12 protein-coding genes are annotated in these 14,884 nt (G+C 72.9%); 3 read left to right on the plus strand and 9 right to left on the minus strand.

Annotation, left to right across the window (positions count from 1 at the left end; all coding sequences use genetic code 11):
• Positions 1–23: 23 nt before the first annotated feature.
• The gene (locus AB0K07_RS28105) at positions 24–1,697 is read left to right on the plus strand and encodes a SpoIIE family protein phosphatase (RefSeq protein WP_363759687.1); all 1,674 of its coding nucleotides are present in this window, start codon (positions 24–26) and stop codon (positions 1,695–1,697) included.
• Positions 1,698–1,762: 65 nt separating this feature from the next.
• Here AB0K07_RS28105 and AB0K07_RS28110 read toward each other — a convergent pair whose 3' ends face one another.
• Complete coding sequence (locus AB0K07_RS28110; RefSeq protein WP_363759690.1) at positions 1,763–2,293, minus strand: MarR family transcriptional regulator; 531 nt, start codon at positions 2,291–2,293, stop codon at positions 1,763–1,765.
• A 175-nt stretch (positions 2,294–2,468) separates the two neighbouring features.
• On the opposite strand from AB0K07_RS28110, the gene AB0K07_RS28115 reads away from it, so the two are divergent.
• Positions 2,469–3,599: a PP2C family protein-serine/threonine phosphatase gene (locus AB0K07_RS28115; protein WP_363759693.1), complete on the plus strand. Its 1,131-nt coding sequence runs from the start codon at positions 2,469–2,471 to the stop codon at positions 3,597–3,599.
• Positions 3,600–3,644: 45 nt separating this feature from the next.
• Here AB0K07_RS28115 and AB0K07_RS28120 read toward each other — a convergent pair whose 3' ends face one another.
• From AB0K07_RS28120 to AB0K07_RS28155, 8 genes are all read right to left on the minus strand, one after another.
• Positions 3,645–5,060 (minus strand): sugar transferase, encoded by a 1,416-nt coding sequence (locus AB0K07_RS28120; RefSeq protein ID WP_363759816.1) that lies wholly within the window; start codon positions 5,058–5,060, stop codon positions 3,645–3,647.
• Positions 5,061–5,348: 288 nt separating this feature from the next.
• On the minus strand, positions 5,349–7,106 hold the full coding sequence (locus tag AB0K07_RS28125) for a substrate-binding domain-containing protein (RefSeq protein ID WP_363759696.1): 1,758 nt from the start codon (positions 7,104–7,106) through the stop codon (positions 5,349–5,351).
• A 164-nt stretch (positions 7,107–7,270) separates the two neighbouring features.
• On the minus strand, positions 7,271–8,308 hold the full coding sequence (locus AB0K07_RS28130) for a lactonase family protein (protein ID WP_363759699.1): 1,038 nt from the start codon (positions 8,306–8,308) through the stop codon (positions 7,271–7,273).
• 172 nt (positions 8,309–8,480) lie between these two features.
• A complete protein-coding gene (locus AB0K07_RS28135; protein ID WP_363759702.1) occupies positions 8,481–9,083 on the minus strand; it encodes an ATP/GTP-binding protein in 603 nt (200 codons plus the stop codon).
• On the minus strand, positions 9,064–9,453 hold the full coding sequence (locus AB0K07_RS28140) for a DUF742 domain-containing protein (protein WP_363759705.1): 390 nt from the start codon (positions 9,451–9,453) through the stop codon (positions 9,064–9,066). The genes AB0K07_RS28135 and AB0K07_RS28140 overlap by 20 nt, the downstream gene beginning before the upstream one ends.
• Complete coding sequence (locus tag AB0K07_RS28145) at positions 9,443–9,865, minus strand: roadblock/LC7 domain-containing protein (RefSeq protein ID WP_363759708.1); 423 nt, start codon at positions 9,863–9,865, stop codon at positions 9,443–9,445. The genes AB0K07_RS28140 and AB0K07_RS28145 overlap by 11 nt, the downstream gene beginning before the upstream one ends.
• Positions 9,865–12,330, minus strand: a complete 2,466-nt coding sequence (locus AB0K07_RS28150; RefSeq protein ID WP_363759711.1) for a nitrate- and nitrite sensing domain-containing protein — start codon at positions 12,328–12,330, stop codon at positions 9,865–9,867. Before AB0K07_RS28150 ends, AB0K07_RS28145 begins: the two co-directional genes overlap by 1 nt.
• Positions 12,331–12,569: 239 nt before the next feature.
• A complete protein-coding gene (locus AB0K07_RS28155; protein WP_363759714.1) occupies positions 12,570–14,060 on the minus strand; it encodes a catalase in 1,491 nt (496 codons plus the stop codon).
• A 217-nt stretch (positions 14,061–14,277) separates the two neighbouring features.
• Between AB0K07_RS28155 and AB0K07_RS28160 the strand changes: the two genes are divergently transcribed.
• Positions 14,278–14,874 (plus strand): hypothetical protein, encoded by a 597-nt coding sequence (locus tag AB0K07_RS28160; protein WP_363759717.1) that lies wholly within the window; start codon positions 14,278–14,280, stop codon positions 14,872–14,874.
• Positions 14,875–14,884 lie beyond the last annotated feature (10 nt).

Genomic DNA, 14,884 nt, shown 5'->3' on the forward strand with positions numbered 1-14,884 from the left:
CAGACGCTCGTCGGCGTCGGGCGGTGACCACGACCCGACGGGGCGGCATCGCCGGTCCGGTCAGCGGCGACGGGGCCCCCTCCCACCCGCCGACCCGGCCGTCCACCGGCAACCCGCTGCCGGCCGACCCACGGCTGGCCCGCGAGTTGCTCGACGGGCTCGCCGAGGCCGTGTTGACGACCGACGAGACCGGCCGGGTGACCCTGGTCAACGCCATGGCGGCCGAGCTGTTCCCGGAGATCACCGCCGGCACCGAGCTGTCCCGGTGCCCGGTGCCGGCACTGGCCCGGGCGGTCGCCGACGATGCCGGGTGCTTCGACGTCGAGCACCGCGGCCGGCGACTGCGCGGCGCCCGACGGCTGCTCGCCGGCGCGCGGTACGCCTGGTACGTCCGGGACGTCACCGAGGAGCACGCCCGCACCGACGCCCTGCTGGCCGAACGCTCCCGCACCGCGTTCCTCGCCGAGGCGGGCAGCCGGCTGGGGCGCTCCCTGCACCGCGACCAGACGCTGCGGGCCACCGCGACCCTCGCCGTGCCGTACCTGGCCGACGCCGCCGTGGTGCTGCACCGCCCGCCCGCGCCGGCCGATCCGCGTGCCCGCTGGATCCGGTACGCCGACAGCGACCCCTCCCCGGTCACCGGGCTGGCCGGGGAGGAGCTGACCGGCACCGTGCCCGGGTTGACCGAGGCGCTGACCGGTGAGCTGACCGAGCCGGGTCCGTGGCGGGACGCCGGGCTCGCCGACCTGGCCACCGTGCTGCCGCCCGGGTTCGGCCGGCCGGGCACGGTGCTGGTCAGCCCGATACTCAGCGCCGGCGGCCCGGCCGGCGCCCTGCTGCTGATCCGCCGGGCCGGACGGGCCGGCTTCGATCCGCGCGACGTCGAGCTGGCCCGCGAGTTCGGCACACGGGCCGGCGCCGCGCTGGCCACCGCCGAGCTGTACGGCGAGCAGGCCCACCTGGCCCGGGTGTTGCAGGCCAGCCTGCTCCCGCCGGAGCTGCCCACGGTGCCCGGGGTGAGCCTGGCCGGCGGCTACCGGGCCGCCGGGGACAGCCTGCGCATCGGGGGCGACTTCTACGAGGTGTTCCCGCACCCCCGCGGTGCGCTGTTCGCGCTCGGCGACGTGTGCGGCAGGGGCGTCGGCGCGGCAGTGCTGACCGGCCGGGTCCGCCAGTCGTTGCAGACGCTGCGACTGGTCGAGCAGCGCCCGCTGGAGTTGATCCGGCTGCTGAACCGGGCACTGTTCGACGCGCCCGACGCGGCGCGGCGCAGCCAGTTCACCACCCTGCTGCTCGGCTCGCTGGATCGGGGGCCCGCCGGGGTGGACATCCGGATCGCCGGTGGGGGTCATCCGGCGCCCCTGCTGGTCACCGCCGGCGGGACGGTCACCCCGGTCCAGGTCGGCGGGATGCCGGTCGGCGCGCTGGCCGCCGCCCGGTTCACCGAGGCACGGGTGCACCTCGACCCCGGCGACCTGCTGCTCGCGTACACCGACGGGGTCACCGGGGCGCGCGGCGGGCCGCGCGAGGTGGAGATGTTCGGCGAGGGCCGGCTGCGCGCCGCGCTCGCCTCGGCCAGCGGGCTGCCGCCGGCCGCGCTGGTGGACCGGCTGCTCCAGCTGGTCGACGAATGGCTGAACGGGCAGGTCCACGACGACATCGCGATGCTGGCCGTGTGCGCGTCGACGCCGGCCTGACCGACGGGCCACCGCTCGACTCGGACCATGCTCGACTCGGACCGCGCTCGGCCCGAACGGCCGGGTCAGGCGGTCCGCGCCACCGGAGGCTCCCCGGTCGGCCACTCCCGGGGCGTGCCCACCGTCCGCTCGGGGCCACCCGACGCGCCCGTCCACAGCGCCTGGCTCGGCCGGTCCGGGTCCTCCGGCCAGTCGTCCGCCCGCCCGGTGGGCCGGTCCGGGTCGTCCGGCGGGGCCGGCACCGAAGCCTGGGCCTGCGCCTGCTGCCGGCGGGCGATCTCGTCGAATTCCCGCACCCCGTGCAGCAACGCGTCGCGGCCCGCGGGACTCATCTCGGCCAGCACGGCGGCGAGTTGCGCCTGACGGTCGGCCCGCAGCTCGGCGAGGAGCCGGCGGGCCTCCGGGGTGAGGTGCAGGGCGATCTCCCGCCGGTCGAAACGGCCCGGCTCGCGCTCCAGCATCCCGGCGGCGACCAGCCGGTCACAGAGCCGACTGGCGGAGCTGAGCAACATGTTGAGTCGGGAGGCGAGCCGGCGCAGGTTGATCCCGTCGTACTGCTCCACGACCATCACAGCCCGTAGCTGCGCTCCGGACACCCGGTTGGCGGTTCCCTCCCGAGCCGACTCCCACACAGTCAGCAGAGCAGCAGCCGCCGCGTCCAACGCGGCAGCCATACTCGTTTCGGGGTCCGGTGGACCGGGCAGTTCGGCCATGGTGGCCCGAGACTACTCCGAACCCACTGGTAGCCGAGCTTTGATCAAGGGAGCGGGAATGAGCGAACCGGTCAATCAGGCACGACGTACCTTGAAAGAGACACCCGCCGATCTCCTTGTCCCCCGCCTCGGGGAGCTTGTCGCCCGCTCGTACGGGATCACCGAGACGGAGCTGTACCAGGTCGACTACCGGCTTTCGCAGCTGTTGCCGCTCACCGAGGGTGACGCTCTCACGGGCGCCGGGCACCCCGCCTGGCGTGCCTTCGACCACCAGTCGCCGGTGCTCGCCGATGGCAGCGCCTGGTTTCCGGTCAGCATGCGCGGCGAGCGCCGGGGGGTGCTGCGCCTTGCACCGGTCCCGGACGACCGTGCCGTCCTCGCCGAGCTGGCCGACATCGCCACCGCGCTCGCCCACGAGCTGGCCGCCGTCTCCGCCGGCACCGACGTCTACCGCGCGGCCCGGCGCAGCCAGCGGCTCACCCTGGCCGCGGAGATGCAGTGGGACCTGCTGCCGGGTCGCAGCCGGATCCGGCCCTCGTTCAGCCTCGCCGGGCAGTTGGAGCCGGCGTACACGGTACGCGGCGACAGCTTCGACTGGTCCGACGACGGGCAGCGGCTCTGGTTGTCCACGATCAACGGCACCGGCGAGGGCGTCGCCGCCTCCCTGCTCACCTCACTGGCCACCCACGCACTGCGCAACGCCCGCCGGGCCGGGCTCGGCCTGGCCGACCAGGCCGCCCTCGCCGACCAGGCGCTCTACGACGAGTACCGGGGTGAGCGGCACCTGTCCGCGCTGCTGATGGAGCTGGACCTGCGCTCCGGGATGATGACGGTGGTCGACGCCGGCTCGCCCCGACTCGTCCTGCTGCGCGAGGGGAATGTCACCGAGCAGCCGCTGGAGGCACAGTTCCCGCTCGGCATGTTCGAGGCGACCGACTACCACGAGCAGCGGTTCCCGCTGGAGCGCGGCGACCGGCTCTTCGTGGTCAGCGACGGGGTGGTGGAGGCCGCCGGGCAGGACGCCCGCTACGGCGAGACGGCGCTGGACCGGTTCCTGCGGCGGACCGGCCCGATGGAGCCGCTGGACGCCGTCCGGTCGCTGCTCGGTGACCTGCGCGCGTTCGTCTCCGGTGACCTGGTCGACGACGCGGTGGTGGTCTGCCTGGACTGGACCGGCCCGCAGCCGTGACGGCCCGGCCGGGTGCCGGCCCGGCAGGGTGGGACACGCCGGCGGTCAGTACGCGCCGCGGCTGTTCAGCACCGCGCCGAAGGTCTTCCAGAGGATGGTGAGATCGGCGGCGAGGGACCAGTTCTCCACGTAGTAGAGGTCGAGCCGGATGCCGTCCTCCCAGCTCAGGTCGGACCGACCGCTGACCTGCCACAGACCGGTCATGCCGGGCTTGACCAGCAGTCGGCGGGCCACGTCGCCGTCGTAGCGGGCCACCTCGGAGGGCAGCGGCGGGCGCGGCCCGACCAGGCTCATCTGGCCCAGCAGCACGTTGACCAGCTGTGGCAGCTCGTCGAGCGACCACTTGCGCAGCAGCCGGCCGACCCGGGTGACCCGGGGGTCGTCGCGCATCTTGAACATCAGGCCGTCGGTCTCGTTGCGGGCGGCCAGCTCGGCGAGCAGCTCGTCGGCGTTCACCACCATGGTCCGGAACTTGAACACGCCGAACTCCTGCCCGCCCCGGCCGACCCGGACCTGCCGGAACAGCACCGGGCCCCGGCTGTCCAGCTTGATGGCCAACGCGATGAACGCGATCAGCGGCAGCAGCAGCGCCAGCGCGAGCGACGAGGCGGACCGGTCGACCAGGCCCTTCACCAGCTTCCGTGCGCCGCGGAACTCGGGTGCCTCGACGTGGATCAGCGGCAGCCCGGCCACGGGACGGGTGTGGATCCGCGGGCCGGCCACGTCCGTCAGCGCCGGCGCCACGACCAGGTCGACGCCGGTCCCCTCCAGCTGCCAGCCGAGGCGGCGCAACCGGGCGGCGGTCAACTCGCCGGAGGCCGTGACCGCGACCGTGTCCGCGCCGATCGCGGTGGCGGCCTCCGGGATGCCCCGGAACGACCCCACCACCGGCACGTCGCCCAACCGCTGGGCCACCGGCGCCAGCAGCGCGTCCGGGATGCACGCGCCGACCACGTGGTAGCCGGCGTACGGCTCCCGGCGCAACGTGTGCACCAGCTCCAGCACGTGCGCGGTGTCGCCGACCACCAGCACCTTCCGCGACCAGCCGGCGCCACGTGAGCGGGCCCGGTGCAGACGCTTGCGGGCGGCGAAGCGGGCGACCTCCAGCCCGACGGTGCCCACCGCGAAGGAGATGCCGAGGAAGCCTCGGGAGACGCCGACGTCGGCGATGTACCCGGCGATGGCGATCGCACCGGCCAGCCGGAGGCTGGCCGAGGTGACCCGCCGGTACTCGTCGGCCCCGTAACCGATCACCCGGTCGTCGTAGCAGCCGAGCGCCTTGAGCGAGACCAGCCAGGCCAGTACCAGCCCCGGCGCCACCAGCACGTACGGGATCTCCGAGCCGCTCGGCTCGTTGTCACCGAACCGGGCGACGTACCCGACGAGCAGCGCCATGACGAGGATGGTGGTGTCCAGCACCACCAGGCCCCGGATGTAGGACCGTTCGTCGGCGTGGGTCACCAGCCCGGGCGGACGGCCACGCTGCTTCGCCGATCTGCTCGCGGGGGTCAACAGTGTCGCCGCGGTCACCGGGCCTCCCACTCTGGATCAGGACGGCCCCGGCCGACGAGTCGGACCGGAGGCGGACCGACGATGCCGGAACACACGGACATCCTGCCCTGACAACTATGGCCGCCGATTACTTCCGACGTATTGCCGTCACTTTTCTTCAACAGTGGAGGGTGGCTGAGAAGGAGCCCGCCGTACCGGTTCGACGGTACGGCGGGCTCCCCCTGGCTGTGCCTCGAATCAGCGCGGTGCCGGCGGGCGGAGCGCGATGGCGTTGAGGAAGATGTTGCCGATCTCGTTCGGGTCCTTGGTGACGAAGCTGCCACCACCGGTCACCTTCGTGATCGACTCCAGCTCGGCCTTGCTGACGCCCTCGCCGATACCGATCATGACGACCTGGACCGGTCGCTCAGGGTCGGCGATCTGCTTCAGCTTGGCGAGCAGCTGGGCCTGGGTGATGCCGTTGCTGTCCTCGTTCTTGCCGTCGGTGAACAGCACGATGGAGTTGACCCGGCCGGGCTGCCAGTCCTCCTGCACCGCCTGATACGCGGCGAGCGTGGTGTCGTAGAGGCCGGTGTCGCCGCTGGACGGCTTGATCGAGCCGAGCGCCGCCTCCAACTGGGCCCGCTGGCCGGAGAGCGGCCCGATGGGGACCAGCTGCTTGTAGTCCCGGCTGCCGATCAGGTTGGTGGAGAAGGTCCACAGGCCGATCGACCAGGAGTCGTCGAAGAGGCCGAGGCCGCGGCGGGCCGCGTCCACGGTGACCTCCTCCCGGCTGCGGTTGTTGGCGCTCGGCACCTCGTCCTTCATCGACCCGGAGACGTCGATGACGGCCAGCATCCGGCCGGACTGGGTGGCGATCGACCAGCTGGAGACGACGCGCTGTATCGCGGCCGGGTCCAGGCCGCCCGCGGCGGTGCCGCCAGCGGCGGGCGCGGTCGACGCGCCGCCGGCCGGGCTCGGCGCACCCTGCGGCGCCTTGAAGCCGGAGCCCCAGTTGCCGTCCGGCGCGCGCAGCGACTGCGCCGCCAGCCGGTCACGGAACGTGGGTTGGGTGAGCAACTCGAACAGCACCCCGGCCGCCGAGGCCTTGGTCGGCTCGATGCCCGGCAGCACCGCGTACGGGTAGTCCAGCGGCATCGGCGCCGGCTCCATGTAGAGCGCGGCGAGCTTTACCGGCGGCTCCTTGCTGTTGTAGGCGATCACGTCCTCTTCGGACAGCGCCGCCGCGCCGAGACCGCTGGCGATCGACGTCGGGTCCTTGGCGGTCGGGAAACGGGCCAGCAGGTCGTTGCGGAGCGAGGAACGCCCCGTGGCCAGCGCCCGCAGGGCACCGACGGTGTTGCGCTGGGCGTCGCCACCGGCGGCGCTGGCCGCCGCGGTCAGCGAGAGCAGGCCGGACAGGCCGGCCGCGTCCCGGGTCGGCTCGACGATCCCGGTGCGGAGCGGGGTGCCCGGGTTGTTGACCTGCCTGAGCAGGTCCGTCCAGGTGAACTTCTTGTCGGGCCAGCCCAGCCGGGTGGCCACCGGCTCGGGCATCGCCACCACGACGGGACTGCGCGCGATGGAGGCGCTGTTGGTCGGAGCGAACGCCGTGGCGTCCTTCTTCAACCGCAGCAGCCAGGTGGAGGAGTCCGGCACCCAGACGTCCGGGGTGACGGCGGTGCCGCTGGCCTGCCCGACGCCGGCCAGGACGGCACCGTGCTTGGCCGCCACCACGGCGGCCACGTCGACCGGGTCGGACGCGGAGACGTCCACCCGGATGCAGGTGCCGCCTACCGCGGCGCCGTCCTTGACCCACTGGGACGAGGCGGCGTCCACCGCCGGCGCGAGCTCGGGGGCGACCGCCACGGCGAGCCGAATCTCACCCGAACAGCTGGGCTGGATCAGCTCCCGATAGCCGAACCAGACGCCGGTCGTGATGACGAGCACCGTCGCCGTTGCGGCGGCGGCGGCTAGATGAAGTTTCGAACGCATGCGATGGCGGCCTGCTGACACGGTGACCATCTTGCGTACAAGGTGCCGTCTCTGCCACATCCGTTCGGACTAAAGTTACGGAGGAGAAACAGTTGATCGCTGTTTTGCGACAGAGAGTGATGACGCCGACCCGTGGCGTTGCCAAACCGGTGTGACCCTCGCGTCTCGCCCCTCGCCGTCGCGGCTCACGGAAGCACGCAAGTCGGGCTCGGCACCGGCACCGGCTCTCCGAGCGGCGCCGGAATCCCGCTGCCGGCGTCCCGCCGGAAGACCCGCAGCATGTCCGCCCGCTCGTCGGCGACGTACAGGTGCTCCCCGATCAGCGCGAAGTGCCGGGGCCACTCGCCGCCGGTGTCCACTTCGGTCACCAGCTCGGGCAGTTCGCCGGCCAGGTCGAAGACGGCGATGGTGCCCACCCCGCGGTTGGCCACGTAGAGGAACCGGCCGTCCGGGGCGACCGCGACCTCCGACGGCTGGACGTGGCCGGTTCGCTCGCTCGCCTCGACCCGACCGCGTTGGTGCAGCGCGCCGTCGTCGGTCAGGTCGTACGCGATGACCGAGGCGTCCAGTTCGCCGACGAGGTAGCAGCGCCGCCCGTCGGGGTGACGGGCCAGGTGCCGGGGCCCCGTGCCCGGCGCCGTGCGGATCCGAGGCCCTCGGGGCACCAACCGCCCGCTCGCGCCGTCCAGGTCGTACCGGTAGACCGAGTCGGTGCCGAGGTCGACGGCGAGCAGCGGCCCTCGGCCCGGCCCCGGCGAGACCATGTGGCTGTGCGCCCGCTCCTGACGCTCCAGGTCGGGGCCGTGCCCCTCGTGCACCACCAGGTCGCTGCGCTCACCGGGCACGCCCCGTGCATCGAGCGGGAAGACCGCGACGCTGCCGCCGCCGTAGTTGGCCGCCACCAGGTGACCCCCGTCGGGCAGTACCGCCAGGTGGCAGGGCTCGGCGCCGCCGGTCGACCAGGCGCCGAGCGGATCCAGCGCGCCGTCGTTGCCGACGCGCCAGGCGCTGACCTGTCCATCCGTCAGCTCGTTGACCGAGTAGAGCACCGGGTGGGTGGGGTGCCGAGCCAGGAACGAGGGGGACGGGGTGGTCGCCACCGTGCCGAGCGGGGTCAGCGCCCCGGTGGCCGGATCCCGGCGGGCCGCGACGATGCCGCTGCCCCGGCCGCCGCTCTGCGCGGTGTAACCCCCGATGTGGACGATCTCGACCTGACCACTCACGTCCAACTCCTCCGCCGGCACTCTGCGTTGATCCAACCAGAGGCTGCCCGCAATGCCGGCCCGTTAACCGGCTTTCCGGCCACGGATCGACGCCGCCGGGCCGGATCGACGCCGCCGGGCCGGAGCGGACGCCCGGGGACGGCATTGGCTGTCCCCGTGCGCTGCGCTCAGCTCAGGCGGCCGGCACCGGCTCGCCGCGCTGCCGGGCCACATGCTCCACCAGCGAGATCAACACCAGCTTGCCGGACTGCCGGTCCCGCGCGTCGCAGAGCACCATCGGCACGTCCGGGTCGAGGTCGAGCGCCCGGCGTACGGTCTCCAGGTTGAAACGGCGCGAGTCGTCGAAGCAGTTCACGCCCACCACGAACGGGATGCCCCGCTGCTCGAAGTAGTCGATGGAGGGAAAGCAGTCGGCCAGCCGCCGGGTGTCGGCGAGCACCACCGCGCCGAGCGCCCCGAAGGCCAACTCGTCCCAGAGGAACCAGAAGCGGTCCTGGCCCGGGGTGCCGAACAGGTAGACCTGGAGGTCGTCGTTGATGGTGATCCGGCCGAAGTCCATCGCCACGGTGGTGGTCGACTTCCCCTCCACCCCGGAGATGTCGTCGGTGCCGATCCCCGCGCCCGTCAACACCTCCTCGGTCTGCAACGGCCGGACCTCGCTCAGCGCGCTGACCAGCGTCGTCTTGCCGGCCCCGAAGCCTCCGGCGATGAGGATCTTCAGTGCCAACGGGATGGTGGTGCCGGTGCCCGCATGGTCATAGCGCACGAAGTCCACTGACCACCGCCTTGAGGATGTCGTTGTCGGGAAGCTGGCCGGCGGCCGGCGGCTCGTGCACCGCGACCAGGCCCCGGGCGAGGAGGTCACCGAGCAGCACCCGGATCACCCCGACCGCCAGGTCCAGCTCGGCCGCCAGCTCGGCCACCGACACCGGCCGGCGGGCCAGCGCGATCAGTTGCCGGTGCTCCGGGAGCAGCCGCGGATCGGCGGCCGGGTCGAGGTCCGACCCGGCCAGTACGAACGCGACCAGGTCGAACCCATCGACGGCGGAGCGCACGCGGCCGCCGGTGAGGGTGTACGGGCGCACTACCGGGCCGGCGTCGCCGTCCAGCCACTCGTGCTGCGGCCCGGGCGGCTCAGTTCGCATCACCGGCACCCGCCGACGACCTGGCCGGCGCGGTGAGGTTCTCCCCCACCCGGATCACAAGCATCGCCATCTCGTACGCGACCAGGCCGATGTCCGCGTCGGCGTCGCTCACCACGGCCAGGCAGGTGCCCTGCCCGGCAGCGGTGACGAAGAGATACGCCGACTCCATCTCCACCACGGTCTGCCGGACCGGGCCACCGTCCACGTGCCGGCTCGCGCCCCGGGCCAGGCTGGAGAAGCCGGCGGCGAGGGCGCACAGGTGCTCGGCGTCGGAGCGCTCCAGCTCGGACGAGGAGCCGAGCAGCAGCCCGTCGGCGGAGAGCACCACCGCCTCCCGGGCCGCCGGCACCCGTTCCACCAACTCGTCGAGCAGCCAGTCGAGGCTGGCGCTCTGCTTCGTCGAATGCCGCACTAGGCGTCCCTCTCAGTCGCAGTCAGGGGTTGGAAGTCCGCCGCGGGTGCGACGGCCGGGGTGGTCCCCGGGTCCGTGGCGGGCCCGACAGCCGCCGGGGTGGCCGGAGCACCCGCCGGAGGTGCCGGAGCCGCCGGAGGTGCCGGAGCCGCCGGGGTGATGACGGTGGCGCGGCCTCGTGCGGTGCCGGCCTGGAGTGCGGACATCACCCGGCGCACCTCCTCGGGCGATCGCGGCGTCGGGGCGTCCGCGACGGTCGATCGGGGCCGGGCTGCGGGGGTGCGCCGCCGCACCCGCTGGGGCAGCCCGTCCAGCTCGTCCGTCGCCTCGCCGGCAGGCGGCGTGGCCGGCGCGGTGGGCGGCGGCCCACCATCGCCTGAGGCGTGCGAGCCCGGCCCGTTCGCGCGCGCCACGTCAGGCAGCGTGGTGTCCGTGGGTGGGGCGGACGGGGCGCCCGCCGTGAGGGACCGGCTGCGGCCGGTCCGGGGCCGGGGTACGGCAGCGCGCCGGCTGCTCCGCGCCAGCCGCCGGTCCGAACCGGATGGCGCGGCGTCCAGCCCGGCCGGGTCGGGGCCGGCCGGCGGCTCGGCGGTGACCAGGTCGGCGGGGACCAGCACCACGGCCGTCACCCCTCCTTCGCCGGACGGGCGCAGCCGCACCCGCACCCGGTGCCGGGCGGCCAGCCGGGCCACCACGAAGAGGCCGAGGCGGGCGCTCTGCGCCGGGTCGAACTCGGGCGAGCTGGCCAGCCGGGTGTTCGCGCTCTCCAGCGCCGCGACGGACATCCCCAGCCCCTGGTCGGTGATCTCCAGGGCGTACCCGTTGGCGACCTGCGCACCGGTGACGGTGACCCGGGTGTCCGGCGGCGAGAAGGCGGTGGCGTTCTCGATCAGCTCGGCGAGCAGGTGGATGACGTCGCCGACGGCCCGGCCCAGCACGCCGGCCGGCTGCACGGCGGCGATGTCCACCCGGTCGTACGCCTCGACCTCGGAACTCGCCCCCCGGATCAGGTCCACCATCGCGATCGGGTTGCGCCAACCCCGGCCCGGCGCCGAGCCGGCGAGAATGACCAGGTCCTCGGCGTGCCGGCGGAGCCGGGTGGCCAGGTGGTCCACCTGGAACAGCTCGGCCAGCTCGTCCGGGTCCTCGGCGCGCCGCTCCATGCGGTCCAGCAGGTGCAACTGCCGGTGCACCAGGCCCTGGCTGCGCCGGGCGATGTTGAGGAAGACCTCGTTGAGCCCCCGGCGCAGGGTGACCTCGTCCACCGCGGCCTGGACGGCGGTGCGCTGCACCTCGGTGAAGGCGCGCCCGACCTCGCCGATCTCGTCGTGACCGTATTCCAGTGGGGGCGCCTCCCGGGCGACGTCGACCTGCTCACCGCGGCGCAGCCGGGTCACCACGTCCGGCAGCCGGTGCTCGGCCAGCTCCAGGGCGGCGGTGCGGACGCCGCTGAGCCGTCGGACCAGCGTCCGCCCGACCCGCAGCGCCACCAGCACCGAGATCACCACGGCGACGAGCCCGAGCACCCCGGCGGCGGCCAGCCGGACCAGGATCTGGACCGCCATCGGCACCGAGCGGTCGGTGAGCCCGTCGGCCTCGGCCAGCTCGAAGTCGCGGAGCTGCTGCTGCACCGCGTCGTGGCTGGCCTGCCAGGCCGCCGCGTCCACCGGCGGTCGACCGGACCGGTTGGCCACGAGCAGCGCGTCCTGCATGGTGCGCAGCCGGGTGAACGCCGCACCCTCGGTCAACCGCTGGTACGCGACCCGACCGGCCTCGGGCAGGTCGGCCAGCGCGCTCTCGGTGAGCCACCGCTGGTTGCCGATGGCCTGCACGAGCTGGGTGTGCTCCCCCTCGGCGAAGCGGCCGGCGGTCAGCGCGCCGGCCAGCAGGGCGTCGGCCTGGCCGAGCAGCTCCCGCGAGCGGCCCAGCGCCGTGAGCGCCAGGGCCTGCCGGTTGAGGTCGGGCTCGCTCAGGTTCGCCATGCCGGCGAACGCCTGGAAGGCCGAGGAGACCATGCCGCTGTAGAGGCCGATCGCGCCGGCCCGGTCCACCTTGCGGTCGTCGATGAAGTCCCGGCCGGTCGGCAGCGCCGCAAGGGCGGTGACCAGTTGGTCGACCCGCGCGTCGAGCAGGTCGTCGGCGGCGTCGCGCAGCTCCTCCCCGTCGACCCGGCGACGGAGTTCGGCGATGGCCCGATCGGTGCGCTGCCGCTGCTCCGCCAGGGCTGGCAGCTCGGTCGTGCCGGCGAGCTGCACCACCGAGAGCCGGCGTTCCCGTTGCAGCTCGGTGACCACGGCCTCGCCGGGGCGACCCAGGTCGTACAGCAGCGTGCGGGCGGAGAGCAGGTCCAGTGCGGGACCGAAGGTCAGTGTGGTGGCGAAGATCCACAGCGCCAGCAGCGCGGTCACCGGCGCGACGACCAACGCGGTCAGCTTCGAGCGGATGGGCCAGTCGCGGGTTCTCATCAGACCTCGCCCGTGCAGGGGTGGCAGGAGGGGCGCCGGCACCGCCGGGCAACGCGCCGGCCGGCTGCGCCCGGTCAGGACACCGGGCACCGGCGCGGGCGCCTTGGGCAGGATACGTAATCGCGCGGCGTTGCACTACCGCCTGTCGCGCCGACATCGACGCTCCGAAAGGCCCCGTGCCGGTACGGCGAACGCCCCGCCGGCGGACCGGCGGGGCGTTCGTGGTGCTGCGGTACGGGTCAGGCGTCGGCGGCGATGCCGAGCCCCTCGGCGACCCGCCGGCCGTAGGTCTCGTCGCACTGGCTGAAGTGCCAGACCATCTTCTCCTGGATGTGCTTGTCACACTGGGCCAGCAGCGTGGTCAGGTTGAGGATCAGGTCGTCGCGCTCCCAGTCCGCCATCTCGCGGAAGCGCCGGCCGGCCTGGGAGTAGTTGTTCTGCCGCTCGATCGGAGCCTTCATGATGTGCCCGGAGACGAACGGCCGGTACTCCCGGTAGGACTCGTCGGCCTCCTGGAGGCCGGCGACCGAGGACGGCTCGAAGTTGATGTGCGGGTTGCCGCCCCGGTTGTCCACTCCGTACGACATCTGGCCGCCACCCTGGTTGGTGCTGACCTGGACGTCCTCCCGGGGCCGGTTGACCGGCAGCTGGAGGTAGTTCGGGCCGACCCGGTAGCGCTGGGTGTCCGAGTAGGAGAACGTCCGGCCGACCAGCATCTTGTCGTCGGAGAAGTCGATGCCGTCGACCAGCACACCGGTGCCGAAGGCGATCTGTTCGTTCTCGTTGTGGTGGTCGGTGATGTTGCGGTTGAGCGTCATCATGCCGACCGGCAGGTAGGGGAACTGCTCCTCCGGCCAGATCTTGGTGTCGTCGAGCGGGTCGAAGTCCAGCTCCGGGTGCTCGTCGTCGCTCATGATCTGCACGTTGAGCTCCCACTGCGGGTACTCGCCGCGCTCGATGGCCTCGTAGAGGTCCCTGGAGGCGTGGCCCAGCTCGGTGGCCTGGATCGCGTCCGCCTCGGCCTGGGTCAGGTTGTGCTCGCCCTGCTGGGTCAGCCAGTGGAACTTGACCAGCACACCCTCGCCCTGGCCGTTCACGAGACGGTAGGTGTTGACGCCGGAACCGCGCATGGTGCGGTAGTTCTTCGGGATGCCGTACGGGGAGAAGAGCCAGGTCAGCATGTGCATCGACTCGGGCGTGTTCGACATGAAGTCGAAGATCCGGTTCGGCTCCTGGCGGAAGGTCACCGGGTCCGGCTTCAGCGAGTGGATCACGTCGGGGAACTTGATCGCGTCTCGGATGAAGAAGACCTGGAGGTTGTTGCCCACCATGTCCCAGTTCCCGTCCCCGGTGCGGAACTTGACCGCGAACCCGCGCGGGTCGCGGGCGGCCTCGGACGAGTCCCGGCCGCCGATGACCGTGGAGAACCGGATGGTGACGGGGGTCTTCTCGCCCCTGGTCTGGAACAGCTTGGCCCGGGTGTACGTCGCGGCGGGTTCGTCACCGATCGTCCCGTACGCCTCGAACTCGCCGTGCGCGACGAAACCGCGGGCGTGCACCACCCGCTCCGGGATCCGCTCCCGGTCGAAATGGCTGATCTTCTCGAGGAAGTGGTAGTTCTCCAGCGTGGCGGGGCCGCGCGAACCGACCGTCCGCTGCTGCTGGTTGTTGTGCACGGGGTGGCCCTGCCGGGTGGTGAGGATGGGCCTGCTGGCCTGTGGGTCGCTCATCGCTCTCCTCCAGATGCGTGGACTTGGCCGACTTCACCCACCCAAGCGCGTTTTCTGGAATGAGTCAAGTTTTGGCGGGATCCCGTGCTGTTGGCCTCGTCATCGCGCGAACGGCGACACCGTCCGCGACACCGGACACGGACCGTCGAGGAAAGTCCCCCGGATCGGGATTGGCGATCAGTGCGCCGAGGGAATACGAGGTGACGAAGGAGGAGCCATGTCGCCCACGCAGATAATCGTCATCGTGCTCGTCGTACTGGTGATCGTCGCGGCACTCGCCGTGGCCGTCCGGACACTCGGCCGGCGCCGCGCCCTGCGCAGCCGCTTCGGTCCGGAGTACGACCGGGTGGTGGCGGAGCAGGACAGCCGCACCGCCGCCGAGCGCGAGCTACGCGACCGGGAACGCCGGCACGCCGAGCTCACGCTCACCCCGCTGGACCCGGAGTCCCGGGCACGCTACGCGGCCGCCTGGGAGGAGTTGCAGGTCCGCTTCATCGACTCGCCGGGCGAGACCGTGGGCGACGCGGATGAGCTGGTCACCCGGCTCATCGAGGAGCGGGGCTACCCGACCGGGGACTTCTCCGACCAGATCGCCCATCTCTCCGTCGACCACGCCCGCACGCTGACCCACTACCGGGACGCGCACGAGATCCACCTGCGCAACTCCCGGGGCGAGGCCGGCACCGAGGATCTGCGCCAGGCGGTCGTGCACTACCGGGCACTCTTCGCCGACCTGCTCGGTGAGGAGCCGGTCGGCCACCGCCCGCCCGAACAGCGTCGTCCGGACACCCCGCGCGACGCCACGAGCCGCTGAGGAGGCCACC

This window comes from Micromonospora sp. NPDC049301 (assembly GCF_040678715.1).
GTDB lineage: Bacteria > Actinomycetota > Actinomycetes > Mycobacteriales > Micromonosporaceae > Micromonospora.

Bases quoted from the DNA above. Each gene is read 5' to 3' on its own strand.
- AB0K07_RS28115 (WP_363759693.1), top strand. From the start codon at position 2,469: ATGAGCGAACCGGTCAATCAGGCACGACGTACCTTGAAAGAGACACCC.
- AB0K07_RS28140 (WP_363759705.1), bottom strand. From the start codon at position 9,453: ATGCGAACTGAGCCGCCCGGGCCGCAGCACGAGTGGCTGGACGGCGAC.
- AB0K07_RS28150 (WP_363759711.1), bottom strand. From the start codon at position 12,330: ATGAGAACCCGCGACTGGCCCATCCGCTCGAAGCTGACCGCGTTGGTC.
- AB0K07_RS28155 (WP_363759714.1), bottom strand. From the start codon at position 14,060: ATGAGCGACCCACAGGCCAGCAGGCCCATCCTCACCACCCGGCAGGGC.
- AB0K07_RS28160 (WP_363759717.1), top strand. From the start codon at position 14,278: ATGTCGCCCACGCAGATAATCGTCATCGTGCTCGTCGTACTGGTGATC.